The sequence below is a fragment of the Paraburkholderia dioscoreae genome, from assembly GCF_902459535.1.
Lineage (GTDB): Bacteria > Pseudomonadota > Gammaproteobacteria > Burkholderiales > Burkholderiaceae > Paraburkholderia > Paraburkholderia dioscoreae.
The window spans coordinates 4,122,709-4,147,828 of the sequence record NZ_LR699553.1; the positions used below are offsets into that span (position 1 = coordinate 4,122,709).

The window sequence follows — 25,120 nt, forward strand, 5'->3', positions numbered from 1 at the left end:
TGACGCTGGGTGCGTGATGCGTTGCTGGATGCCCCGCGAGATTCAGACGGCGGCGGCCAGCGTGGCGTGCACCTCGGCATCGGGCGCCTGGGTGATCAGCGTCTCACCGAAACGCTTCAGCAGAATGAATTTGATCGCGCCGGCTTCCGCCTTCTTGTCGACCCGCATGAGTTCGACATAGCGCGAGTCGCCGAGCGCGGGCGCCCGGGTGGGCAAATGCGCGGCGACGATCACGTCGACCAGGCGCTTGCGCGCGGCTTCGTCGAGATAGCCCATGCGCACGGACAGATCCGCAGCCATCACCATTCCGCAGCCGACCGCCTCGCCATGCAGCCACTCGCCGTAGCCGAGACCGGCTTCGATCGCATGGCCGAAGGTGTGGCCGAAATTGAGGATGGCGCGAAGTCCGCCTTCGCGCTCGTCCTGCGCGACCACCGACGCCTTGATCTCGCACGACCGCCTGACGGCCTCGGCCAGCGCCGCCGGTTCGCAGCGATTCAATGCTTCGATATTGGCTTCGATCCAGCTGAAGAAACCTGCGTCGGCGATCGCGCCGGTCTTGATGACTTCAGCGACGCCCGCCGCCAGTTCACGCGCCGGCAGCGTACGCAGCGCGCCGATATCGGCAATCACGGCCTGCGGCTGGTAGAACGCACCGATCATGTTCTTACCGAGCGGGTGATTGATGCCCGTCTTGCCGCCCACCGACGAATCCACCTGCGACAGCAACGTGGTCGGCACCTGGATGAAGGGCACGCCGCGCATGTAGCAGGCCGCCGCAAAACCCGTCATGTCGCCGATCACGCCGCCGCCCAACGCAATCAGCGTGGTCTTGCGATCGGCCCGGGCGCCGAGCAGCGCGTCGAAAATCAGGTTCAGGGTTTCGAGGTTCTTGTACGCCTCGCCGTCCGGCAACACGACCGTGGAGACCTGCTTGCCGAGCGGCGCCAGCGCGGCGCGCAGCTTGTCGCCGTACAGCGGGTCGACAGTGGTATTGGTAACGACGGTGATCGAATTGCCGGCGATGTGCGGCGCGAACAACGCGGTCTGGCCGATCAGATCGGCACCGATATGGATGGGGTAGGCGCGCTCGCCCAGTTCGACGTTGACGGTAATCATACGGTCCATTATGACGCAGGAAGTTTGGCGACGCCGGCCATCTCGAGCTGCATCAGAACCATGTTGACGAGTCCGTTAACCGAAGGCCGGCCGGTTTCGATCACGAAATGGGCGCATTCCCGATATAACGGGTCGCGCACTTCGTAGAGAGCTTCGAGACGCGCTTTGGGGTCTTCGGTCTGCAAAAGCGGGCGATTCTTGTCGCGGCGGGTGCGCAGCCACAGGTCGTGCGGATTGGCGCGCAGATAGATCACGACTCCGCGATTTCGCAGCGCCTCGCGGTTTTCCGGCCGCAGCACCGCGCCGCCGCCGGTCGCGAGCACGATATTCTCGCGCGCGGTGAGGTCGGAAATCACGTTCGCCTCGCGCTCGCGAAAGCCCGCTTCGCCCTCCAGCTCGAAGATCACAGGGATGCGCGCGCCCGTCCGTGCCTCGATTTCGTGGTCGGAATCGAAGAAGGGACGATCGAGACGGCGCGCAATGGCCCGGCCCACGGTGGTCTTTCCTGCCCCCATGAGCCCTACAAAAAATACATTGGCGTGTGCGTCCCGCGCTTGCAACGGTGTCCTCTGGCTAATCCGGTATGGTTCGTGCCGCAGCTTACTGGCAAAGCGGCTGCCTTGTCGAGCCTGCGCGCCGCCTGGGAGCGCCACCAGCCCTGTCGCTTCGCGCCTGGCGCCCAAATGGGAATCCCCAAGTGGACGCGCTGTAAAGCGAAAAACTTAGGGCCGTCCGGCGTTTTCCCGGCAGCGGCAGGAGCGCGCCCTAATTTGTCTGAACGACGCGCGGCGTGATGAACACGGCCAGTTCGCTGCGCCGGTCGCGATGAGCCCGATGGCGAAAAAGCGCACCTAAAACCGGTATTTTGCCCAGGAGCGGCACCTGCGTCACATCGTCCCGGTCGTCGGTCGCGTAAATGCCGCCGATCGACACCGTACCACCATCCTCGACTTCGACGCGCGTTTGCACGTGTTTGGTGTTGATCGCGGGCCCGGCATCGGTCTGTTCGCCGACGCTGTCTTTGGCGACGTCGAGGTCCAGCACCACACGGCCGTCCGGCATGATTTGCGGCTCGACCTCCAGTTTGAGGGTGGCGCGGCGAAACTGCACGCCCGACACGCCCTGCCCCACTTTCGCCTGATACGGCAGCTCGGTGCCCTGCTCGACCACCGCCTTCATCCGGTCCGCGGTCACCACGCGCGGGCTCGAAACGATTTCGCCGCGCCCCTGTGCTTCGAGCGCGCTCAGCTCGATGTTCAGCAAGCGCGTCGCGCCGGCGGCGAATAACGTCAGACCGGCGGTCGCCGCGTCGAAACCGGCGATCGGGCGAGCCGACAGATCGTAGGCGGCGTCGGTCAAACCTTTGGCGGTGCCGTCGGCATTACTGGCCGCCATCGAGAGCTTCACGCCGAGATTGCGCGAAAAACCGTGTTCGCCCTCGACGATACGCGCTTCGATCAATACCTGGCGCGTCGGCCGGTCGACCGAGGTAAGCAGTGCCGCAATCTGCGCAAGGCGCGCTTCCAGATCGGTCACGAATAGCAGATTGGTGCGCGGATCGGCTGTCGCGGCACCGCGTTTGGACAGGACGCGCTGGGCGCCCGAACCGGTCAGCAGCCGCCTGACGTCCTCCGCATGCGCGTAGTGCAGCTCGAACGTGCGGCTGGCGAGCGGCTCGAGATCGGCGGCACGGGCGTGCGCTTCGAAGCGCTGCCGCTCGCGCGCAGCCAGATCCGCAATCGGCGCGACCCAGATCACGTTGCCGTGCCGCTCCATCGCGAGGCCGTTGACGTCGAGCAGCGTGTCGAACGCGATGCGCCACGGCACCTTGTCGAGCCGTAGCGAGACGGCGCCGCGCACCCTCTCGCTCGCGACGATGTTCAGCCCCGTGAACCTGGAAAACGCATTGAGCACGGCGCCGAGTTCGGCACGCTGAAAATTCAGCGAGAGCGGTTTGTCGTCGGGGGCGAGGCTGGGATCGGCGGCGCCGTGCGGCTCGCCGCTCAGACGCGCGAGCGGCGGCAGCGGCACCGGCGGACCTTCGAGCCCGGTGCTGCCGGCGGCATTGTCGCGCGTCGCCGCGGTAGATTGTCTGCGCAGCGGCGCGGAGCCGTGGGCGGCGTTGGCGTTGGCGTTGGCGTTGGCGTTGGCGTTGGCGTTGGCGTTGGCGTTGGCGTTGGCGTTGGCGTCGGCGTCGGCGTCGGCGTCGGCGATAGGCTCGTCCGTGTGGGCATCGGCGGCCGTCGCGCTCGCACGCGATGCGTCTGGATCGTCTGCAGAATCCTGACGAAACGGATTGGGCACGTCGGCGGAAACTTCGCGTGGCAGCGATGGCGCGCTGTACGGGGTATCAGCCGGGGTAACCGCGCCGTCGAGCGGCATCTCGGTGGGTAACGGTGGGAGCGGCGGAGTCGACGCCCGCGCAACGCCGACCGCTAGCACCGCGCTGACACACAGACCGAAACATACTTTCAGTCGAGGCGATGCACCCGTGCCGACGCTCGACAATCCAAACGGAAATGGCTTCGCCAGTCTCATCATGAAGTCTCCGTCAGCGCCAGCAGGCGCGTCGCGCTGCCCTTCGCGAGCGTGATGCCGAGCGCGTCCAGTCTCGTGACGCGTTCCACGCCAATCTGCTGTCCGGGCTCCACGGCTGTGACGCCATCAGGTGTATCGAGCAACGCCAGCCCACGCGTGCGATCACGCAGCAATCCCACCAGGCGCAGTTGCGAAACATCGGGCGAGTCATCTGCAGCCTGCATCTGCGGCTGCGAAAACGGGTCGAAGAAAACGACGTTTTCTTCGTCATCCGAATCGAGGCTGTCTTCGGCGAATGCATCCGCGAAAGCTGCCGATGGAGCCGGCCGCAGCGCATTGAATACACGCAGCGTGGCGTTGACCGACAGGGCGGCGGCATCCCGCTTGACGGTCACATCCACAGGCACGATCAGCACTGGCAGGTCCGACAGTCCGCGTAGAAACGCCATCAAGTGGACGAAGTCCGTGCGCGCTGTGAGTTGCAGCGAACGCATGTTTTCAGCGCCCGCACCGCTAGCAGCGCCGGGTTCCACCGCCAGCAACTCGACACTATTCTGCGCGGCCAGTTCGGAGACGAGACGCAGGTCTTCGGCGGTGCTCCACGGCCCAGACGAACGTGCGATCGGAGCGGCACCCGGCCTCCCGTCGACCTCGCGGCGCAGCGCGGGCAATTGCGCAAGGGCGCGCCTTGCGCTCGCGAGACGCAGGCTGGTGGCCTCCAGCGCCATCCGGCTCGCTTCGACACCACCCAGGTCGGCGACAATCCAGCCATGTGCGCCAACACCGAACACCAATACGGCGATCAGCAACGCCACCACCCACCGCCGGCGCCGGCTCCATGCATGGAGCGGCAAACGCACGTGTTTCATCCAATAAGAAAGCGACAGTCGCTCGCTTGCCGCGCCGCCAGATTCGACAAACGTCGTACTCATTTCGTACCTCCTGATTGTTCTGACTTCACAGGACGCGGTGCTGCGGACGCAGCCGTGCGATCCGCTTTCTGCACGAGCTCGTTCCATCGCAGATGCGCGCCGAATTCGATCGGACCGGTCATGCTTGCCTGCGCAGCCGCAGCCGCAGCCGCGGCGCCGCGTGAAGGCGAGCTATGCAGGTCACTCATCTCCGCCCCTTTCACGCCATGAATCGCACTGAGGCGTTTGAGCCACTCGGCCGAAGCGATATGGCCGCGCGAGCTCGCCAGCAACTCGGTCTCATCTTCACGGTGGCGCAACTGCCGCAACACCACGCCGTCGCCCGGTTCGAAACTGAGCGCATCGAGCAGATCGCGTAAATGCGTAAGCGGTTCGGACAAGCTCTTTGCGCGCGCCGCGTTCTGGCGATGTTCGTCTCGCGCCTGCAGCAATGCCGCGTGCTCCGCGAGCGGTGCAGACAATTGCTTGAGCGATTGTTCGATCGACGCGCGCTGCGCATCGAGCCGCGCCCGCTCGACTGCCTGCCAGCCGGCCAATGCCAGCACGGCGATGCCACCGGCGCAGACCGCGGCAAACCATTCGAGCATGCGCCGCCGACGCGCGAGCCGCGCGTTGCGTTGCCGGTGGGGCAGTAGATTGAAACCGCCGAGCCACGGCCGCGCGAAACGCGCGCCGCGTACTGGCGTCCCCGTGTTCGAGACCGCCGCGTGCAACAGACCGCCCGTCATTCGAGCACCCCGCGCAACGCAAGCCCGAATGCCACCGCACCGGACGGCTCGTGCAGCAGCGGATCGGTCAACGGCCGTTCGAGGCCGCCGAGCGCCGCACATTCGAACGGCAGAACCGTGCAGCCCAACACGTCCGCGATATCCGCCATGGTGAAACCCACGCCGTCCAGCAAATCGACCTCGCCGCTCAACAACGCACAATCGAGCTCCAGGCCATGCGCGAGGTCGCGCAATGCATCGGCGAGATCGGCGTGTTCCGGCGCCGGGTAGCGCATTTCGCCGGCAATACCGTCGTCGACGATCCGCCAGCCATGCACGCCGTCCGTGCCGATCCACAGCGCGACATAGGGCTCGTGCGGATCGAGCTCGTAGCTCGCCGCGTAGCGCATGGCGCGTAACGCCGCGTGCGGCTCACCGTCGATGGCGGTGAGCGAGATGCCGGCGATCGCTGCGCATTCGATTCGCGCTTCGAGATGTTGCCGCGCGGTCGCGGCAATGGTTACGGAGCGGACCGGCGAAGGCGCTTCGTCGACATACCAGTCGACGGCGAGCGCATGCCGTTCCAGCCCGGCAATGCGCTCGACTTCGCTCATCACCGCCGGCTCGAGTTCAGCCAGCTGATGCCCGCCGTCTTGCGCGCAACCGCTCTGCGCGGCAAGCCGCGCGAGCGGCACCGTGGCGGTCATGGTGGCCGACGCGGGCAGCGCCATCGCGCAGCGCAGGGCGCGCGTGGCGCACGCGTGCGGCAGTCCGGCAAACGCGTCGCGCAACGCACGCGCCACCGCATGCCGGTCGGCGATCTCGGCGCCGGCCATTGCACCTGCGACAAGCGGCACGGTGCTCACGTATTCGATATGCAGCGCGGCAGGCGGACGCGCCCGCTGACTGAGCACGATCAGACGCACGGCCTGCGGACCGACATCGATCCCCGCAGCGAAACGCTGCGCACCGGGTTGCACTGCCTGAAGCCAGGAACTTTTCAACGCCATGACGCCCTCCCTCTGACTCTCGCGACGAACCATTCGAACGCGAGTGATGAGGAAGAATTGTGCGTAGCCGCGTCGCCGCGCGACACTCAGCCAAACGGCTAACGTTGAGCAACGCGCGTCCAGTACGCGATCAAAGCGACTACAGTGAAGTCATTCCCGCGCGGCGCGCAGACTTGTCAAGAGGTGTCAGTAAGCATGCCGAAAGCTGAAAAGCCAGGCGGCTATAATCGCGGGACTGTTTTTTGGTGCCCATATGCAATCCACGTCTCCTACGTCCCCCCCGCCCGCGCCGCAGAAGCGCAAACGCCCGTTGTGGCTGAAGCTCATCATCGGCTTCGTGGGTCTGATCGTCGCAGGCATTCTGTGCGTGCTGCTGGTGCTCGGTTATGCGCTCGTCGTCGCCACGCCCAATCTGCCGTCGCTCGATGCATTGACCGACTACCGGCCCAAGGTGCCGTTGCGCATCTATACGGCCGACCACGTGCTGATCGGCGAGTTCGGCGAGGAACGACGCGACATCGTCCACATTCAGGACGTGCCCGATCATCTGAAGAAGGCGATCCTCGCCATTGAAGACGCGCGCTTCTACGATCACGGCGGCGTCGACCTAACGGGCATCGCGCGCGCGGGTATCGTGGCACTGACCAACGGCCACGCCACGCAGGGCGCGAGCACGATCACCATGCAGGTGGCGCGCAACTTCTTCCTCTCCAGTGAGAAGACTTACACGCGCAAGATCTACGAGATGCTGCTCGCCTACAAGATCGAATCGAAGCTGTCGAAAGATCAGATTCTCGAGGTGTACATGAATCAGATCTATCTCGGTCAGCGCGCGTACGGATTCGCGAGCGCGGCGCGCGTTTACTTCGGCAAAGACCTGAAGGATCTGACGCTGGCCGAATCCGCCATGCTGGCCGGACTGCCCAAGGCGCCGTCCGCCTATAACCCGGTGGTCAACCCGAAGCGTGCAAAGGTGCGGCAGGAGTACATCCTGCAACGCATGTACGAGCTGCACTACATTACCCAGGAACAATACGACGAAGCGAGCCGGCAGCCGCTCGTGGTCAAGGGCGCGGGCAAGGAGTTCAGTGTGCACGCGGAATACGTCGCGGAAATGGTGCGTCAGATGATGTACGCGCAGTATCGCGAAGAAGCCTACACGCGCGGCCTGAACGTGGTGACCACGATCGATTCGGCCGACCAGGACGTCGCTTACCGGGCACTGCGCAAAGGTCTGATGGACTACGAACGGCGCCACGGTTATCGCGGCCCGGAGGCGTTCATCGAGCTGCCGTCCGACGCCGACGACCGCGAACAGGCCATCGACGACGCGCTGCTCGAACACCCGGACAACGGCGAAATCATTGCCGCCGTGGTCACCGCGGCGAGTCCGAAACAGGTGCAGGCCGCTTTCATCGACGGCAATGTCGCCACGATCCAGGGGGACGGTCTGCGCTTTGCCCAGTTCGCACTCGGTCCGCGCGCGCAGCCGAACCAGCGTGTGCGGCCGGGCGCGATCATCCGGCTCGTCAAGAACGACGACGGCGACTGGTCGATCACGCAGTTGCCGCAGGTGGAAGGCGCGTTCGTTTCGGTGGTCCCACAAGATGGCGCGATCCGCGCGCTGGTCGGCGGGTTCGACTTCAACAAGAACAAGTTCAACCACGTCACGCAGGCGTGGCGTCAGCCGGGTTCGAGCTTCAAGCCGTTCATCTATTCGGCGTCGCTCGAAAAAGGACTCGGGCCGGCAACCGTGATCAACGACGCGCCGCTCTTCTTCAGCGCGGCTGAAACCGGCGGCCAGGCGTGGGAGCCGAAGAACTATGGCGGCGGCTTCGACGGCCCGATGACCATGCGCACTGCGCTGCAGCGCTCGAGGAACCTGGTGTCGATCCGCATCCTGAACCAGATCGGCACGAAATACGCGCAGCAGTACATCACGCGCTTCGGCTTCGACGCGGATCGTCATCCGGCTTATCTGCCAATGGCGCTGGGCGCCGGTCTCGTCACACCGTTGCAGATGGCGGGCGCCTACTCGGTGTTCGCCAACGGCGGCTATCGGATCAACCCGTATCTGATCGCCGAAGTCACCGACCAGCGCGGCATCGTGGTCGCTCACGCACAACCGCTGGTGGCGGCGCAAAGCGCGCCGCACGCAATCGAACCGCGTAATGCGTACGTGATGAACAGCCTGCTGCAAAGCGTGGCGCAACGCGGCACGGGCGCCAAGACCAATGTGCTCAAGCGCACCGACCTCGCCGGCAAGACGGGTACGACCAACGATTCCCGCGACGCGTGGTTCGCCGGTTATCAGCACACGCTCACGGCCATCGCGTGGATCGGCTACGACAACCCGCGCAGCCTCGGCGACAAGGAGACCGGCGGGGGTCTGTCATTGCCGGTGTGGGTCGAATACATGGGGCGCGCGCTCAAGGGCGTGCCCGAGTACAAGATGCCGATGCCCGACGGCTTGACGGAACTCGGCTCGGAGCTGTATTTCGACGACTTCACGCCGGGGCATGGTTTCGTCGCCACGGTCGGCATCAGTCAGGCGGCGCTGGATGCCGAGGCGAGCGGCGCGTCGGCGGCCGCGCCCGAGCAGGTCGGCGAGCAGGAGAAGCAGGACATCATGAATCTGTTCCGCGGACACTGACGCCACCGCTCGAAGTCCCTCAGAAAGCAGAGCGGCCGCGCTGAATGCGCGGCCGCTCTGCTTGTGCGGTCTGGATGATGATCGAAATCGAGGGAGCCGCGTTTGCGGCGCTCCTCCAAACTGCGCGTTTTACGCTTCGAAGTGAACCGGCTCGCCGGCCTGCTGCGTCGCGTACTCCGACAGCGCGGCGAAAAACTCCGCGCCGCTGCGCGTGTCACGCCACTCGCCATCGACGAAACGGAAGTGGAAACCGCCCGCTTTCGCGGCGATCCAGATCTCGCTCATGGGCGGCTGAAGGTTGACGATAATCTTCGAGCGATTCTCGAATTCGAGGGTCAGGACGTTGCCGCTGCGCTCGAGTTCGATGTCGGCATCCGTGTCGTCCAGCGCGCGTTCGATGGCGGCTAGCGCGGCTTCCGCGCGGGTCAGGTATTCACTATCGGACATGCTAAACTCCATCGATTATTTATTCAGGGACAGTCATGCGAGTCGTATCTCGGATGCGCGCGGCGGCGCCCGGCCGCGCGATTGTAGCGGTTTTGGCCATTCTCGCAGGTTGTGCACTTGCCGGCTGCGGGCAACGCGGCTCGCTCTATTTGCCCACCGTGCCGCCGCTGCCGGCCAAGCCGATCGATCGCACGCAAACCCCGCCGGACGTCGCGCAATCCGCCCCGGCAACCTCCACCGACCTGAGCACCGTTCCGGATACCTCCGGCACGCCGCTTTCGTTGGCGCCGGAAAACGAACTCGCCACGCCGCCCGCCTCCGCTGCATCCGCTACGGCGGCCCCGCTGCCGGCCTCCGCCGCTAAATCCGTTCAATAAGACTTTCGCATGACTCGATCCGCATTTGACTACGTCAACGGCGTGCTGCACGCCGAAGGCGTGTCCGCCGTCTCCCTCGCCGAGCAGTTCGGCACACCGCTGTACGTGTATTCGCGCGCAGCACTCACCGAGGCGTGGAACGCCTACGCAGGCGCTTGTGCCGGCCGCCGTGCGAGCGTGCACGTCGCCGTCAAGGCCAATAGCAACCTCGCGGTGCTGAACGTGTTCGCACGCCTCGGCGCCGGCTTCGACATTGTGTCCGGCGGCGAACTGGCACGCGTGCTGGCCGCTGGCGGCAAAGCGGAAAACACCGTGTTTTCCGGCGTCGGCAAGAACGCGAACGAAATGCGCGAGGCGCTCGCGGCCGGCGTGAAATGCTTCAACGTCGAATCGATTCCCGAGTTGGACCGCCTGAATGCGGTCGCCGCGGAAATGGGCAAGAAGGCGCCCGTCTCGCTGCGCGTGAATCCCGACGTCGACGCGAAGACGCATCCGTATATCTCGACCGGCCTGAAGTCGAACAAGTTTGGCGTCGCATTCGAAGACGCACGCGCCACGTATCAGGCGGCCGCAGGCATGGCGAATCTCGAGGTGGTGGGGATCGACTGCCATATCGGCTCGCAGATCACCGAGGTCGCGCCGTATCTCGACGCGGTCGACAAGGTGCTGGAACTGGTCGAGCAGATCGAGCAGGACGGCCTGAAGATTCGCCACATCGACGTGGGCGGCGGCCTCGGCATCACGTACGACGACGAAACGCCACCGGAAATCGGCGAGTTCGTGCGCACCGTGCTCGATCGCATCGAAGCGCGCGGTCACGGTCATCGTGAAGTGTATTTCGAGCCGGGCCGCTCGCTGGTCGGCAATGCGGGCGTGCTGCTTACGCGCGTCGAATTTCTGAAGCCGGGCGCGGAAAAGAACTTCGCTATTGTCGACGCGGCCATGAACGATCTCGCGCGCCCCGCCATGTATGAGGCGTATCACGCGATCGACCCTGTCGTGAAGCACGACGTGCCGGCTCACGTGTACGACGTGGTCGGCCCGGTTTGCGAGAGCGGCGACTGGCTTGGCCGCGAACGCTTGCTGGCGATTGAACCGGGTGATCTGCTGGCAATCCGCTCGGCCGGCGCGTACGGCTTCGTGATGAGCTCCAACTACAACACCCGTCCGCGTGCGGCCGAGGTGATGGTTGATGGTACACAGACGCATGTGATTCGCGCCCGCGAAGAGGCCAGACAGCTGTTTTCGGGCGAAACGATTCTGCCGGCGTAACCTTCAATAGTTGCGTAAACGTAAAAAGGCGATGCCGCAGCGGCATCGCCTTTTTACGTTTACGTGAGGTGCGCTAGCGCCGGTCAATGCGCCTTCGACATCCGGTCACGCAACCAGACGACCAGACGCCAGCCGAGCAACGCCACCATGATCGCGCCGTAAATCTTCGGCAAGATCAGATCATGCTTACCTGCCTTCATCCACCAGAAGTGCAGGATCGCGAGCGCGCCGATCGCATAGATGGACCGATGCAGCATCTGCCAGCGGCGCCCGAGCTTGCGCACCATCGCGCGCGGCGACGTCGCGGCCAATGCGATCAGCAACACGAACGCCGCGAAGCCCACCGTGATGAACGGCCGCTTGCCGATGTCCTTGATGATCTCGGCGACGTCGAACCACTTGTCAAACCACAGGTAAGTGGTGAAATGCAGCGTCGCGTAAAAGAACGCGTAGAGCCCGAGCATGCGGCGAAAGCGCACGAACGCGGCGACGCCGGTGAGCCGGCGCAACGGCGTCACCGCCAGCGTGATGCAGAGAAAGACGAGCGTCCACAGACCCGTCGAACGCGTAATGAACTCGATCGGATTCGCGCCGAGCCGGTCGGTCAAGCCGAATAGCACGATGCGCGCGAGCGGATACCACGCTGCGATAAACACCGCGACCTTGACCGGCACGATCCAGCGCGCGCCAGCGGCGGGCCGCCTCGCCGCCATCGGCGATGCGGGCGCCTGCGCGCGCGAAGCTGGGCGTGCGGGTTGAGCGCCGGGCTGAACGGGCTGAGCAGCAGGTTGCGTATCGGAAGCCATGGTCGCGCCGCCTAGAAATTCTTCTTCAGGTCCATGCCCTGATAAAGCGACGCGACCTGATCGCCGTAGCCGTTGAACATCAACGTCTTGCGCTTGGGTGTGAAGAAACCGTCCTCGCCGATACGCCGCTCGGTCGCCTGACTCCAGCGGGGATGGTCGACGTTCGGATTCACGTTCGAATAAAACCCGTATTCGTTCGACGCGTACGTGTTCCAGCTGGTTGGCGGCTGCTTGTCGAGGAAACGGATCTTCACCAGCGACTTCGCGCTCTTGAAACCATATTTCCATGGCACCACGACGCGCACCGGCGCGCCGTTCTGATTGGGCAGCACCTGACCGTACAGACCCATCGTCAGCAAGGTCAGCGGATTCATCGCTTCGTCCATGCGCAGACCTTCGGAGTACGGCCAATCGAGCACGGGCGTCGACAGTCCGGGCATTTGCGACGGATCGGCCAGCGTGATGAATTGCACGTATCTGGCGTTGCCCGTCGGCTGCACGCGCTTGATCAGCTCCGAGAGCGGCACGCCGATCCACGGAATCACCATCGACCAGCCTTCCACACAGCGCATCCTGTACACGCGCTCCTCGAGCGGCGCGAGCTTGAGCAATTCGTCGATGTCGTAGACCTTCGGATTCCTGATCTCGCCCTCGACGCTCACCTTCCACGGATGCGGCCGCAGCGTCCCGGCGTTGCGCGCAGGATCGGCCTTGTCGGTGCCGAATTCGTAGTAGTTGTTATACGTGGTGATGTCCTTGTACGGCGTGATCTTGTCGAGCGCAACGAATCGGGTATTGGTCTTCGCCGCCAGCTTCTGCGCCTTCGGGTCCGGCGACGCGTAAGCCGCCAGCGCCTCGCCGTTCACACCGATCAGACTGCCGAGCGCCACCGCGCCGGCCGCCTGCAACACACGCCGCCGGTTCTGAAAAACACGTTGCGGCGTGATTTCGCTGCGCGCAATGTCGTCGCCGCTGAGTTGAATTCTGTCGCTACGCTTGATCCACATCGTGGTACTCCTTGCCGGCCCATCGGTCCATGCAGCTTAAGGGGCCATATTGATGATCGCTCGCCCGGGCGTCCGTCCAGTCATCCATAGGTACTGTGAGAACGAACACTCTGGATGCAGCAAATATTCCATCGGCCATAAAAAAACCGCCGGTGCGAAGCACACGGCGGTTTTGCGTCGGTTCAGAGCGGCAGAGCTTACAGTTTGCCGTAACTATGCAGGCCCGACAGGAACATGTTGACGCCAAGGAAGGCGAAGGTCGTCACCAGCAACCCGGTCAATGCCCACCATGCCGCGACCGCGCCGCGCAGCCCCTTCATGAGCCGCATATGCAGCCATGCCGCATAGTTCAGCCAGACGATCAGCGCCCACGTTTCCTTCGGATCCCAGCTCCAGTAACCGCCCCAGGCTTCAGCGGCCCACAGCGCGCCGAGAATCGTCGCAATCGTGAAGAACGCAAAACCGACGGCGATGGATTTGTACATCACGTCGTCGAGCACTTCGAGCGCCGGCAGGCGGTCGGCCAGCACGCCACGCTCTTTCGCCAGATACGCGACGCCCACCATGGCGGACAGCGCGAAGCTGCCATAACCGATGAAGTTGGCCGGCACGTGAATCTTCATCCACCAGCTTTGCAGCGCCGGAACGAGCGGCTGGATCTGCTGTGCGTCACGCGCCACCGAGTACCACATCAGGAAGCCGACCGCAGCGCTGATGACTAGCAGCACGAACGCGCCGAGCGCGCGGGTGTTGTAGTGCTGTTCGTAGTACAGATAGAAGAGCGCGGTGATCAGGCTGAAGAGCACGAACACTTCGTACAGGTTCGAGATGGGAATATGGCCGACATCCGCGCCGATCAGATACGACTCGTACCAGCGCACCATCAGGCCGACAAAGCCCATCAGCACCGCCGCCCACGTCATCTTCGAGCCGATCGCCGCACCGGTCGGCGAACGCGACAGCAGGCCGATCCAGTAGAACACGGTGGCGAACACGAAGAGCGCGCTCATCCACAGGATGGCGGACTGGCTCGACAGGAAATACTTCAGGAAGAACGCGTTATCCGCGCGGCTGAGATCGCCGTGGTAGATCTGGATGGCCAGCAGCGAAAGCGCCGTGATCCCCACCATCAGCGGACGCACCGGTTTCCAGCGCCAGCCGAGCACCATGAACACCGGCACGGCGCACACCAGCACCAGCTTGTCGTAGTAATTCATGAACGGGTGATAGCGCGACAGCGCAAACCCGGCGCCCGCGACCATCGCGACGGCAAATAGCCAGTCGACAATGCCGAGCCGTTTCAGGAACGGCCGCTCGTCGTACTGCGCGACGTTGGGCGTTTCACTCGCGAGCGCCTTCCTGGGCCGCGAGGGGGAAGAAGAGGATGAGGAAACCTGAGTCAAGTCCATGATCTTACCGGGTCGAATCGTGTGAGCTTGCGGACGGCGCGCCGGCGTTGCCGGAGGCGCTGGCGGCGTCGGATGCTTCAGCGAGTTTGGCGCCCAACGCGGCGCCTACGGCGTCGCGCGTCTGGACGAATTCTTTCTCGAAGTCGAGCGTCTTGCGCGCGCTCGACATCGCCATCACGACATGCGTGCCGTGATCGGTATCTTTAAGCCAGAACCAGAGGCGCCGTTCGCGGACGTAGAACATCGAAAAGATGCCTAACACGAGGAGCAGGCTGCCAAGATACACGACTTTTTTGCCCGGCGCGCGCGTCAGCTGAAATACCGAAGCTTGCACCTGCTTGAAAGAGTCAAGCTGCAAGTAGACCGGCGATCCATACAAAAAGCTGTCGGATATCGCGTTGATCGAGCTCTGGATGAAGCGGCTGGCGTCCGCATTGGCCGTCGCCTCGGGCTCGCCGAGCTGCTGGCGGGACAGCTGGTACAGATCCCATGTGGAGCCTTCGAGCATGCGCAGCAGCAGGCCGGCGGCCTTTTCCTGTTCGCCCTTCGGCACCGAATGGTCGATAAAACCGGCGATGGCCTGGAAGCCGCCAACCGTCTGCCCGTTCGGCATCTTGATCCCGTTATCCGCGCCCGCAAAAAGGGTCAGCACGCGCAGCGCGCTTTCTTCGAGATGCTGTTGCAGTTCCGCATTCGCGCCAGGCACCGAGCGCAGCGCGAAACGGTGAGCGGCCGAGGCGCGCATGGCCGGATCCTCGAGCGTGGCGCGCAGATTCATCCATTCCTTGACCGTGCCGCCGCTGTCGGCGGGAATGCGCAGATAGCGGAACGGATCGTCCGGATTCACCCGCATGCCGGCGAGGAACATTCTTTCGCCAGACACGTCGACCGGCAGCATGTAGTTGTTGTATTCGCGCGCCTGGCCGTCCTTGTCGCGCACCTTGTATTGCACCGACGGGCCGACGTTATGCAGATCGAGCGGCTTCGAGGTCTTCGCACCGGAGCCGAGGCGCTCGTCGAACGCTTCTTTCAGCGTGCGATGCGCCGCGACGCCGCGCGCGTCGGTCTGGCCGCTGCCATTCTGGATGTTTTCCACGTTGATAGCTCGGAAATCGGTGAATTCCACCGTCTGGCCATCGGCAAGCGGCGTGGCCGAGCTCAACGGCGCATTGCCGCCGATCGTGCCGCCGAACGGCGCGGTCTTCGCGCTGGCGCCGCTCATCGGGTAGGCCGTCATCTGCATTTGCGAGCCGCCGTCCTGGAAGCTCGATTGATAGATCGACACGCCGTCGTAAGTGAATGGCTTGTTCACTTCGACACGGGCCGGCACCCGCGCGCCGGTCTTGTGATCCACCACCACGATGTCGCTCGCGAACAGCTTCGGCATGCCCGTCGAGTAGTAATCGACGATGAACTTGTTCAGCTCGATCGAAAACGGCAGATCCTGAATCAACGAGCCGTCCGGCTGGTTCAGGATCGCCGTGGAAACGTGCTGCCCTTCCGGCACCCACGCGTAGCCGCGGAACGTCGGGTTCGATTGCGACAGACGATGTTCCGGCGGAATGTCATTGATCACCGTGTTGGCGCGAATCGGCGACTTGTCGAACAGCCACATTTGCAGCTTGATCGGCAGATTGCTGTCGAGCAGACCGCCTAGGCAGATCACCACGATCGCCAGGTGAGCCGAGATGTAGCCGAACTTGGTCAGCGCGCCGCGTTTGGCGGCGATCAAGGTCGCGCCGTCGGACTCACGCGTGACGAACTTGTAGCCGAGCTTGGCCGAGAGTCTGGCGAGCACGGCCGAGGTCTGCGCGCGCGTGCCCTGCACCGCGAACTCGCCTTTGTGATGGAACGCGCGCAGGCTGCCTTCGCGGACCTTGTCTTTCCAGCTCTTCGCGTCGGCGACCATTTTCGGCGCATTGCGGATCACGCACAGCGACACCGACACCATCAGGAAACCGAGAATCAGCATGAACCACCACGAGCTGTACACCGTGTACAGGCTCAGCGAGCGGAAGATGTCCGCCCAGAACGGGCCGAACTGATTGACGTAGTTGGGGTACGGATCGTCCTGCGTGAGGACGGTGCCAATGATGCTGGCGATCGACAGAATCACGAGCAACGAAATGGCAAAACGCATCGAACTCAAGACTTCGATGACGCTGCGCGTAATGCGATTGCCCGACTTCGACTGCAAACCCGACGTGGTGACGCTCATTCATACTCCGACTGAACAGCAAAAAAGGGTGAAGGGCTGTCGTAGGCACGACGCCCCCACCCTTTTCTTGTTTTGTACCGGCCTCGCCGGGCCGGTTGCACTTGCGTGCGGACTCGCAAGAGAGCCGGGCCATCCCAGGTTTTCTCCCTCTCGGGGAGCCCGGCGCGAAACGCCAGGTCTGGGCGCCCTCTATCCTAATGCAAGCCCGCGATGTAATCGGCTACAGCCTTGATCTCACTGTCCGACAGACGCGTTGCAATAGCATGCATTGCCTCGTTGTTGTTACGTGCGCCGGAACCTTGCGTGAACGCGGTCAACTGCGCCACCGTATATTCCGCCCACTGCCCCGACAGGCGCGGATACTGCGACGGAATTCCCTGACCGGTCGGCCCGTGGCAGCTTGCGCAGGCCGGCACGCCCTTGTCGGCAATGCCGCCGCGATAAATCTTCTGGCCGAGCGGAACGGTGTCTTTGTTGTGCGCGTAGCCGGGCTTCGGGGTCTGCGCAGCGAAATAAGCCGCGACATTGACCATATCCTGATCGGACAGCGCCGCAGCCATGCCCGCCATGATCGCATTGTTGCGCGCTGGCTGCTTGGCGCCCGGCTGGGTCTTGAAGTCGTTGAGTTCCTTGACGAGATACTCAGGGTGCTGGCCCGCCAGCTTAGGATATGCGCCGCCGGCGCTATTGCCGTCGGCTCCGTGACATGACGCGCACACCTGCACCGCGATTGCCTGCCCCCGATTGACGTCCGGCTTTACCGGATCTGCTGCTCGTGCCTGAATTGCCAAACCTGAAAGACCTGCCGCTACATGAAGCACCATCAGAGTCTTGCTCAGTCGATTCATTCGCACACCCTGTCTCGTCTTGTGGGATTTTTAGAGAGCCCCTAAACCTGCCGACTTGCGCCAGGCCCGGCGTTTTCTTGAAGGTTTTGCAAAATACGACGGCGACCGAGTGACCGCCGGGAGCCGCCAAGGCACGCGGGCCGGCCCCCTCAGGTTTTCAGTAAACCATCGTATTGTACAATAACTCGCTAATCGCTAAGACGCCAGTCGGGCTTGACCCGTCCCCACTCCGGGTTCCCCGGCGTCTCGAATTCTGGCCTGATCATGTCCTTCCTGCTCCACCAATCCCGCTTTTTCACGACCGTCAATCACTTGCGTGATTTGCCGGCCACTTCGCAACCCGAGATCTGCTTTGCGGGACGCTCGAACGCGGGCAAGTCGACGGCCATCAATATTCTGTGCAATCAGAAGCGGCTGGCCTTCGCCAGCAAGACGCCAGGACGCACGCAGCACATCAATTACTTTTCGGTGGGCAAGGCGGAGGAGCCGACCGCGCATCTGGTCGATCTGCCGGGCTACGGTTACGCGGAAGTGCCCGGCGCGGCCAAGGCGCACTGGGAAGCGCTCCTGTCCACCTATCTGCAGTCGCGCTCGCAATTGCGCGGCATGATCCTGATGATGGACTCGCGCCGCCCGCTGACGGATCTGGACCGCCGCATGATCGAGTGGTTCGCGCCGACCGGCAAGCCGATCCATACGCTACTCACCAAGTGCGACAAATTGACACGTCAGGAAAGCGTGAATGCGTTGCGGGCGACGCAAAAGGGTCTGGCTGAATATCGCGCCGCCGGCTATCGCGGAGAATTGACCGCTCAGCTGTTCTCGGCGCTCAAGCGTATCGGCATCGACGAAGCGCACGAGCTGATCGAAAGCTGGCTTATCCCCGACACGAAGGGCGAAACAGAGGCCTCTCAGTAAGCAGGGTGAGCACCGCCAGGTAACGGAAAACCGCCATTGCGGCTGCCCATAAAAAAACCCGCCGCTTTAACGGCGGGTCAAACAGCCTAATCGAAAAAACGACAGGCACCCGCTCAGGGAGGAGAAGCGGGGAGGTCAGCGCAAGGCGCCTTGCTCGATCGGTATGATATACCATTGTCTCGAAAAGTTTCCGGCAGCCGAGGCAGGCGTTACTTGTCCACTCCACACATCCACGTTTCTTCGATTCGTCTATGAGCTTCTATCCGCACTACCGTCCGCGCCGCATGCGCCGCGACGACTTCTCGCGCCGCCTGATGCGGGAAAACATCCTCACCACCAACGATCTGATTTATCCCGTCTTTATCGTCGAGGGCACCAACGTGCGGCAAGCCGTTCCGTCGATGCCGGGAGTCGAGCGCGTGTCGGTGGATCTGCTGATGGGCGTGGCTGAGCAATGCGTCGAACTGGGCGTGCCCGTGTTGGCGCTGTTTCCGGCCATCGAGCCTTCGCTGAAAACGCCCGACGGCCGCGAAGCGACCAACCCGGCTGGTCTGATTCCACGCGCGGTTCGCGAACTGAAAAAGAACTTCCCCGAGCTGGGCGTGCTCACCGATGTCGCGCTCGATCCCTACACGAGCCACGGCCAGGACGGCGTGCTCGACGAAGCCGGTTACGTCATCAACGACGAGACAGTCGAGATACTGGTCGAACAGGCACGTGCGCAGGCTGAAGCGGGCGTCGATATCGTCGCGCCTTCGGACATGATGGACGGCCGCATCGGCGCAATCCGCGAGATGCTCGAGAGCGAAGACCATGTCCACACCCGCATCATGGCTTATGCCGCCAAGTTCGCGTCGGCGTTTTACGGCCCGTTCCGCGATGCCGTAGGCTCCGCCACGAACCTCGGCAAGAGCAACAAGATGACCTACCAGATGGACCCGGCCAATTCGAATGAAGCGCTGCGCGAAGTGCAGGCGGACATCAACGAAGGCGCGGATATGGTGATGGTCAAGCCGGGCATGCCGTATCTGGATATCGTGCGCCGCGTGAAGGATGAGTTCCAGTTCCCGACGTACGTGTACCAGGTGAGCGGCGAGTACGCCATGCTGAAGGCAGCCGCACAGAACGGCTGGCTCGATCACGATAAAGCGATGATGGAATCGCTGCTGGCGTTCAAGCGGGCCGGCGCGGACGGTGTGCTGACCTATTTCGCATTGGATGCCGCGCGGATTTTGCGCTCGCAGAAGTAACTCGGCGCGCCGCCTTTCGAAGCGGCTCAGGCGTTGAAATGGACGGAGGCCGGCTGGTTTGTCGTGCCTCCCTGCGTTTTTTGTTCGGCACGTGTCTCCGTTAGACCCCGGTCCCACGCGCCCGATCCAGACTGCGCAAGAACTTATCCGCCGACTCATATCCGACGACGCGCAGCACTTCCTTGCCACCCTGATCGAAGAAGATGATCCCCGGCGGCCCGAACAGGCTGAAGCGCTTAAGCAGCGTTTGATCGTCGGCGTTGTTTGCGGTGACGTCCGCGCGCAGCAGATTCAACTGCTTCAATTTCGCCTGCACGCGCGGGTCGCTGAAGGTGAACTTCTCCATCTCTTTACAACTGACGCACCAGTCGGCGTAAAAATCGAGCATAGCGGGCTGTGCGGCCGTTTTGACGGCCTCGTCGAGTTCAATCGATGTACGCACCGGGGCGAACGTCAAATCGCTCTGTGACGCGCCGTCAGGCCTATACGACGCGTTCGCCACACCCACTTCCCCGCCGCGCGCCGCCAATACGGCGAGCGGGCGCAGGGGATCGGATGAGCCCGCAGCCAGCCCGACCAGCAGGACCGTCGCCCAGACGGCCAACGCGGCGCCGATGCCTCGGCCAAGCCGGCGCCACACGGACGCCTGCGCGACGGGCGCCGAGAACAAGCCGAGTGAGGCTGCTGCGATCAACAACCAGAGCGCGCTCAGAAGCATGGTCGCAGTCGCGCCGAGTACCGGCCAGACGATCCACAGCGCCGCTGCGAGCAATACCACGCCGAAGAACACCTTGACGCCGTCCATCCAGGCGCCGGCGCGCGGCAACAGCGTGCCTGCGCCAAGACCCAGAATGAGCAGGGGCACACCCAGGCCCAATCCCATTGAGAATAGCGCTGCACCGCCGAGCACGGCGTCGCCCGTATGCGCAATGAACGCCAGCACGGCGAAGAGCGGCGCGGTCATGCAGGCGCCGACCACCAGCGCGGACAGCGCGCCCATCAGAGCAACGGCAGCGAACTTGCCGCCGGAGCGACCCGCCGAGGCGCGTGAAACGCCGTCCTGCCAGCGCCGCGGAAGCGCGACGTCGAAGCCGGCAATCAGGGTCAGCGCGAAAATCGTCAGCAGCACGCCAAATGCACCGAGTACCCACGGATTTTGCAACCATGCGCCGAGACTTTGGCCGATCAACGCGGCAGCAATGCCAAGCGCCGTGTACACGAGCGCCATGCCGAGCACATAAGCAGCCGACAATGCGAATCCGCGGGCACGTGTCACTCGCGCGCCCTCCCCGATGATGATCGCTGAGAGAATAGGAATCATCGGGTAGGAACATGGGAGCAGACTGAGCACGGCGCCGGCGACGAAATAAAGTCCGACGATCGCGAAGAAGCCGCCGCCTTGCAGCAGCGACTGCGCGTAGTCTGCGTTGGTGGCGCGCTCATACCATGAGGTGCCCGCAGCGGATGACTGTCCTGACTGTTGCGCGACATCGGCGCTGGCTGCTTCTGGACCGCCGGCTGCCTGCAGAGCCGCGCCGCCTACGTGGTACACGCGCTCCATCGGTGGATAGCAGATGCCGGCATCAGCACAACCTTGCGACGTCACCGCGAGATCGAAGGGTCCGGCCGCCTGTTTAACGGGAATGCGGATCGTCAACTCGTTCCGGTACGTCTCGACGTTCTTGTTGAAGGTCTGATCGAACTTGACGTGGCCGGCCGGTAGTTGTGGCTCGCCGATCGTCGTCGTGCCGTTGCGTGTCGCGAAGGCGAAGCGCTCCCGGTACATGTAGTAGCCATCCGCAATCTTGTAGGTCACGTCGACTTCGCCGGGTTTCTCCGTCGCGCTGAATTTGAAAGCGGCTGCGGGATCGAGGAAGTCGTCCGCCGCGCGAGCGAGCGCGCCGAATTGCACGAGGACAAGACAACCGGACAGGAAAAACAGGCTACGCAACGCATTGCGCGCACGCCGGTCGAGACCTTTAAACATGGAGGGGACGTTGGGTTTCAGCAGTGATCCACTGGCCGTACGCGGCCGATGCCGTCGCTTGCCACGAGAGGATCTCCGGCGTGTCGTAGGGATGGTGGGCCTGAATGTAGCGCTCGAGTTCGAGCGCGCGTGCCGAGCTGGTCTTGAACAGTAACTGGATCTCCTGCGCCGTTTCGATTGCGCCCCGCCAATGATAGCTGGACTGCACGGCGCCTAGCTGAGTGACGCAAGCGCATAGCCGGGTGGCCAGCGCATCCGCGGCGAGCTTCTGAGCCACGGCCGCATCAGGCACCGTCGTCAGAATCAAGGTCACATTCAAGCTCACAAATGGCTCCGGCAAGGCACGATTCAGTTGCCGTTATCGTATCACCTAGCCTTGCCCTACCGCAGACGGCTCCGCGACTACGGTGCGCGGCATATGGCCGTCACGGCGACACCGCCGTAACACGTTCTGACGCTGATCGGCGCCCGGTCCGTCAACCTCGGGCTGCCAAACTCGCACTCGCCTCTGTCCGGCTTCGGATCGTCACACCCGTCGTACCGGACTGGACCCGTACGCCCTCTTCCGCAGTTTTTCACGGATCGCCGCTCTGCTTCACGCCCGCTTGCCAGGATCGGTCACCCTCTCGCAGCTATGCATCGCTCGTTGTGATCAACTTGCGGTGGAGCTTGCCCCCACCAGGGTGCGCCATATCGGGGCGCCGCAAACAAAAAAGCCAGGCTCGAATGCCTGGCTTTTTTTCGATGCGAGAAAACTTACTCAGCTTCTTGCACTTCAACTTCTTCAACTTCCGGACGGTCGAGCAATTCGACCAGTGCCATCGGAGCATTGTCGCCGACGCGGAAGCCGAACTTCAGCACGCGCAGGTAGCCGCCCGGACGGGTAGCGTAACGCGGGCCGAGAACTTCGAACAGCTTCGTGACCGAGTCACGATCGCGCAGGCGGTTGAACGCCAGACGACGATTTGCCAGCGACGGCTTCTTGCCGAGCGTGATCAGCGGCTCGACAACTTTACGAAGTTCTTTCGCCTTCGGCAGCGTGGTCTTGATGACTTCGTGCTCGATCAGCGAGTTGGACATATTACGGAGCATTGCCAGACGGTGGCTGCTCGTGCGGTTCAGTTTCCGCAAACCATGACGGTGACGCATGTTAATTCCTTCGATTCAAAGTTTTGGTCCAGCTCTTCTATCGCCTCGAACTACCCACGGTTTCCCAACGGTAGCGAGCGCACGGGCCGGTAGTGAAAAAAGACAAGACGCGGATTTTAAAGGAAAATCCGCGTCTTTGCCAGTGCAGCGGCGGGCTCTGGCCCGGGACTACTTGTCGATTACTTGTCCAGCCCAGCCGGCGGCCAATTCTCGAGTTTCATGCCGAGCGTCAAACCACGCGACGCCAGTACTTCCTTGATTTCGTTCAGCGATTTGCGGCCCAGATTCGGCGTCTTGAGCAGCTCGTTTTCCGTGCGCTGGATCAGGTCGCCGATGTAGTAAATGTTCTCGGCCTTCAGGCAGTTCGCGGAACGAACCGTCAGTTCGAGATCATCCACCGGACGCAGCAGAATCGGATCGATCTGCGGCGCACGCGACGGCGCTTCAGCCGTTGCTTCGGTGCCTTCGAGTGCAGCGAAGACCGACAGTTGATCGACCAGAATGCGCGCCGACTGACGGATCGCTTCTTCCGGCGAAATCACACCGTTGGTTTCGATGTTCATCACGAGCTTGTCGAGGTCGGTACGCTGTTCGACGCGAGCGCTTTCAACGGCGTAGCTCACGCGGCGAACCGGCGAGAACGACGCGTCCAGCACGATACGGCCGATGATCTTGGCCGACTCTTCGCCGTAGCGACGCACATTGCCCGGCACATAGCCGCGGCCCTTCTCAACCTTGATCTGCACGTCGAGCTTGCCGCCCTTCGACAGATGCGCGATCACGTGATCCGGGTTGATCACTTCGCAATCGTGCGCGAGTTCGATGTCGCCAGCGGTGACAACGCCTTCGCCTTCCTTGCGCAGCGTGACCGTCACTTCATCACGGTTATGCAGCTTGAACACCACGCCCTTCAGGTTCAACAACAGGTTGACCACATCCTCTTGCACACCGTCGAGCGTCGAATACTCATGCACGACGCCTGCGATCGTCACTTCGGTCGGCGCGTAGCCGATCATCGACGACAGCAGCACGCGCCGGAGCGCGTTACCCAAGGTGTGGCCGTAACCGCGTTCAAACGGTTCCATGACCACTTTCGCGTGGCTCTCACCAAGCGATTCAACTGCGATGATCTTGGGCTTCAACAAACTGGTTTGCATAGGTTTTCCTTTTCAATACCCTCGGCTCGTTACACCGATAAGGCTGACCGGTAACAACCTGAAAATAAACAGCCGAGACGCCTCCTTGCTTAGCGCAATCGAGGTGCCCCGGCCGTTAATCCGATTACCGCGAATACAATTCGACGATCAGGCTTTCGTTGATATCGCCAGCGATGTCGCTGCGTTCCGGCTTCTGCTTGAAGGTACCTTCGAACTTCTTCGAATCGACAGCGACCCAACTCGGCAGACCGCCTTGCTCAGCCAGCGATAGCGCTTCGAGGATACGCGCTTGCTTCTTCTTCTGTTCACGGACTGCGACGACGTCGCCTGCCTTCACTTGCATCGACGGAATGTTCGACACGACGCCGTTCACCGTGATCGCCTTGTGGCTCACTAACTGACGCGCTTCAGCGCGCGTCGAGCCGAAGCCCATGCGATACACGACGTTATCCAAACGCGATTCGAGCAATTGCAACAGATTTTCACCCGTATTGCCCTTCAGGCGGTCGGCTTCAGCGAAGTAACGACGGAATTGACGCTCGAGGACACCGTAGATGCGCTTCACTTTTTGCTTTTCGCGCAACTGCGTACCGTAGTCGGACGTACGGGCACCAGACGTGCGGCCGTGCTGGCCAGGCTTGCTGTCAAGCTTACACTTGTCAGCGAGCGAACGACGGGCGCTCTTCAGGAAAAGGTCAGTGCCTTCACGGCGGGACAGCTTGGCCTTAGGGCCGATATAACGTGCCACGTTGATTCCTTCTATGATTGATCACGCGAATGCATGCACCCGCGCTAGTCCGAACCCTATGGGTCGAACGGTGGGCTTAGTCAATTTAATAGCGCAAGCAGCCTGCCGCCGCATAGGGCGGCAACAGGCGCTAGCAAAACAAGCGTCTTAGATACGACGACGCTTCGGCGGACGGCAGCCGTTGTGCGGAACCGGAGTCACGTCGGAGATCGCGGTGATCTTGATGCCAAGACCATGCAACGCGCGCACCGCCGACTCACGGCCAGGACCGGGGCCCTTGATCCGCACTTCGAGGTTCTTCACGCCGTATTCCATCGCCACGCGGCCAGCCGATTCGGCCGCCACCTGAGCTGCAAACGGGGTCGACTTACGCGAACCCTTGAAGCCCTGACCACCCGACGTTGCCCAAGCAAGTGCATTGCCTTGACGATCGGTGATCGTGATGATGGTGTTATTGAACGACGCGTGAACGTGAACCACGCCCTCGGCGACGTTCTTCTTGACCTTCTTGCGAACGCGTTGCGCCGCGGAGTTGTTCGAAGCCTTAGCCATTACGTTTTCCTGTAAC

23 protein-coding genes are annotated in these 25,120 nt (G+C 62.8%); 5 read left to right on the forward strand and 18 right to left on the reverse strand.

All coding sequences use genetic code 11. From position 1 onward, the window contains the following. Positions 1-42: 42 nt before the first annotated feature. The 6 genes from aroB to pilM all read right to left on the reverse strand — a co-directional run bounded on the left by aroB (position 43) and on the right by pilM (position 6,306). Positions 43-1,128 (reverse strand): 3-dehydroquinate synthase, encoded by a 1,086-nt coding sequence (gene aroB / locus PDMSB3_RS18625; RefSeq protein ID WP_007180169.1) that lies wholly within the window; start codon positions 1,126-1,128, stop codon positions 43-45. Further along, positions 1,128-1,679, reverse strand: a complete 552-nt coding sequence (locus PDMSB3_RS18630; RefSeq protein ID WP_035517848.1) for a shikimate kinase — start codon at positions 1,677-1,679, stop codon at positions 1,128-1,130. The genes aroB and PDMSB3_RS18630 overlap by 1 nt, the downstream gene beginning before the upstream one ends. Positions 1,680-1,884: 205 nt before the next feature. Next, on the reverse strand, positions 1,885-3,660 hold the full coding sequence (locus tag PDMSB3_RS18635; RefSeq protein ID WP_165187153.1) for a type IV pilus secretin PilQ: 1,776 nt from the start codon (positions 3,658-3,660) through the stop codon (positions 1,885-1,887). Beyond that, complete coding sequence (locus PDMSB3_RS18640) at positions 3,657-4,589, reverse strand: hypothetical protein (protein ID WP_007180166.1); 933 nt, start codon at positions 4,587-4,589, stop codon at positions 3,657-3,659. Before PDMSB3_RS18640 ends, PDMSB3_RS18635 begins: the two co-directional genes overlap by 4 nt. Further along, positions 4,586-5,317, reverse strand: coding sequence for a hypothetical protein (locus PDMSB3_RS18645; RefSeq protein WP_007180165.1), 732 nt, complete (start codon positions 5,315-5,317; stop codon positions 4,586-4,588). Before PDMSB3_RS18645 ends, PDMSB3_RS18640 begins: the two co-directional genes overlap by 4 nt. Continuing rightward, on the reverse strand, positions 5,314-6,306 hold the full coding sequence (gene pilM, locus PDMSB3_RS18650) for a type IV pilus biogenesis protein PilM (protein WP_007180164.1): 993 nt from the start codon (positions 6,304-6,306) through the stop codon (positions 5,314-5,316). The genes PDMSB3_RS18645 and pilM overlap by 4 nt, the downstream gene beginning before the upstream one ends. A 253-nt stretch (positions 6,307-6,559) precedes the next feature. Here pilM and PDMSB3_RS18655 point away from each other — a divergent pair, with 253 nt between their 5' ends. Further along, entirely contained in the window at positions 6,560-8,959 is a 2,400-nt protein-coding gene (locus PDMSB3_RS18655; protein WP_007180163.1) for a penicillin-binding protein 1A, read from the forward strand. A gap of 129 nt (positions 8,960-9,088) precedes the next feature. Here the strand turns inward: PDMSB3_RS18655 and cyaY are convergent, their stop codons facing one another. Further along, positions 9,089-9,406: an iron donor protein CyaY gene (cyaY, locus tag PDMSB3_RS18660; protein ID WP_007180162.1), complete on the reverse strand. Its 318-nt coding sequence runs from the start codon at positions 9,404-9,406 to the stop codon at positions 9,089-9,091. Positions 9,407-9,441: 35 nt separating this feature from the next. Here cyaY and lptM point away from each other — a divergent pair, with 35 nt between their 5' ends. Both lptM and lysA read left to right on the forward strand, forming a co-directional pair. Continuing rightward, on the forward strand, positions 9,442-9,783 hold the full coding sequence (lptM, locus tag PDMSB3_RS18665; RefSeq protein WP_007180161.1) for an LPS translocon maturation chaperone LptM: 342 nt from the start codon (positions 9,442-9,444) through the stop codon (positions 9,781-9,783). A 9-nt stretch (positions 9,784-9,792) separates the two neighbouring features. Further along, the gene (gene lysA, locus PDMSB3_RS18670; protein ID WP_007180160.1) at positions 9,793-11,055 is read left to right on the forward strand and encodes a diaminopimelate decarboxylase; all 1,263 of its coding nucleotides are present in this window, start codon (positions 9,793-9,795) and stop codon (positions 11,053-11,055) included. Positions 11,056-11,138: 83 nt separating this feature from the next. On the opposite strand, the gene msrQ is transcribed toward lysA, so the two are convergent. The 5 genes from msrQ to PDMSB3_RS18695 all read right to left on the reverse strand — a co-directional run bounded on the left by msrQ (position 11,139) and on the right by PDMSB3_RS18695 (position 17,343). Continuing rightward, positions 11,139-11,861: a protein-methionine-sulfoxide reductase heme-binding subunit MsrQ gene (msrQ, locus tag PDMSB3_RS18675; RefSeq protein WP_007180159.1), complete on the reverse strand. Its 723-nt coding sequence runs from the start codon at positions 11,859-11,861 to the stop codon at positions 11,139-11,141. A gap of 11 nt (positions 11,862-11,872) precedes the next feature. Further along, entirely contained in the window at positions 11,873-12,868 is a 996-nt protein-coding gene (gene msrP, locus PDMSB3_RS18680; protein ID WP_007180158.1) for a protein-methionine-sulfoxide reductase catalytic subunit MsrP, read from the reverse strand. A 197-nt stretch (positions 12,869-13,065) separates the two neighbouring features. Next, positions 13,066-14,277 carry a c-type cytochrome biogenesis protein CcsB gene (gene ccsB / locus PDMSB3_RS18685; protein WP_007180157.1) on the reverse strand — a complete coding sequence of 404 codons (1,212 nt, stop codon included), beginning with the start codon at positions 14,275-14,277 and terminating at the stop codon, positions 13,066-13,068. 4 nt (positions 14,278-14,281) lie between these two features. Beyond that, positions 14,282-16,495 carry a cytochrome c biogenesis protein ResB gene (locus PDMSB3_RS18690; RefSeq protein ID WP_007180156.1) on the reverse strand — a complete coding sequence of 738 codons (2,214 nt, stop codon included), beginning with the start codon at positions 16,493-16,495 and terminating at the stop codon, positions 14,282-14,284. 194 nt (positions 16,496-16,689) lie between these two features. Continuing rightward, a complete protein-coding gene (locus PDMSB3_RS18695) occupies positions 16,690-17,343 on the reverse strand; it encodes a c-type cytochrome (protein WP_007180155.1) in 654 nt (217 codons plus the stop codon). Positions 17,344-17,607: 264 nt separating this feature from the next. Between PDMSB3_RS18695 and yihA the strand changes: the two genes are divergently transcribed. Both yihA and hemB read left to right on the forward strand, forming a co-directional pair. Further along, positions 17,608-18,261: a ribosome biogenesis GTP-binding protein YihA/YsxC gene (yihA, locus tag PDMSB3_RS18700; protein ID WP_007180154.1), complete on the forward strand. Its 654-nt coding sequence runs from the start codon at positions 17,608-17,610 to the stop codon at positions 18,259-18,261. 251 nt (positions 18,262-18,512) lie between these two features. Continuing rightward, complete coding sequence (gene hemB, locus PDMSB3_RS18705) at positions 18,513-19,511, forward strand: porphobilinogen synthase (RefSeq protein ID WP_007180153.1); 999 nt, start codon at positions 18,513-18,515, stop codon at positions 19,509-19,511. A 100-nt stretch (positions 19,512-19,611) separates the two neighbouring features. On the opposite strand, the gene dsbD is transcribed toward hemB, so the two are convergent. The 6 genes from dsbD to rpsK all read right to left on the reverse strand — a co-directional run bounded on the left by dsbD (position 19,612) and on the right by rpsK (position 25,104). After that, positions 19,612-21,498: a protein-disulfide reductase DsbD gene (gene dsbD, locus PDMSB3_RS18710; RefSeq protein WP_165187155.1), complete on the reverse strand. Its 1,887-nt coding sequence runs from the start codon at positions 21,496-21,498 to the stop codon at positions 19,612-19,614. After that, complete coding sequence (gene cutA / locus PDMSB3_RS18715) at positions 21,491-21,823, reverse strand: divalent-cation tolerance protein CutA (protein ID WP_007180151.1); 333 nt, start codon at positions 21,821-21,823, stop codon at positions 21,491-21,493. Before cutA ends, dsbD begins: the two co-directional genes overlap by 8 nt. 431 nt (positions 21,824-22,254) lie before the next feature. Continuing rightward, positions 22,255-22,647, reverse strand: coding sequence for a 50S ribosomal protein L17 (gene rplQ, locus PDMSB3_RS18720; RefSeq protein WP_006052227.1), 393 nt, complete (start codon positions 22,645-22,647; stop codon positions 22,255-22,257). 179 nt (positions 22,648-22,826) lie between these two features. After that, positions 22,827-23,804 (reverse strand): DNA-directed RNA polymerase subunit alpha, encoded by a 978-nt coding sequence (locus tag PDMSB3_RS18725; RefSeq protein ID WP_006052226.1) that lies wholly within the window; start codon positions 23,802-23,804, stop codon positions 22,827-22,829. 124 nt (positions 23,805-23,928) lie between these two features. Further along, complete coding sequence (gene rpsD / locus PDMSB3_RS18730) at positions 23,929-24,552, reverse strand: 30S ribosomal protein S4 (protein ID WP_007180123.1); 624 nt, start codon at positions 24,550-24,552, stop codon at positions 23,929-23,931. Positions 24,553-24,699: 147 nt separating this feature from the next. Beyond that, positions 24,700-25,104, reverse strand: a complete 405-nt coding sequence (gene rpsK, locus PDMSB3_RS18735; protein ID WP_006052224.1) for a 30S ribosomal protein S11 — start codon at positions 25,102-25,104, stop codon at positions 24,700-24,702. Positions 25,105-25,120: the final 16 nt, after the last annotated feature.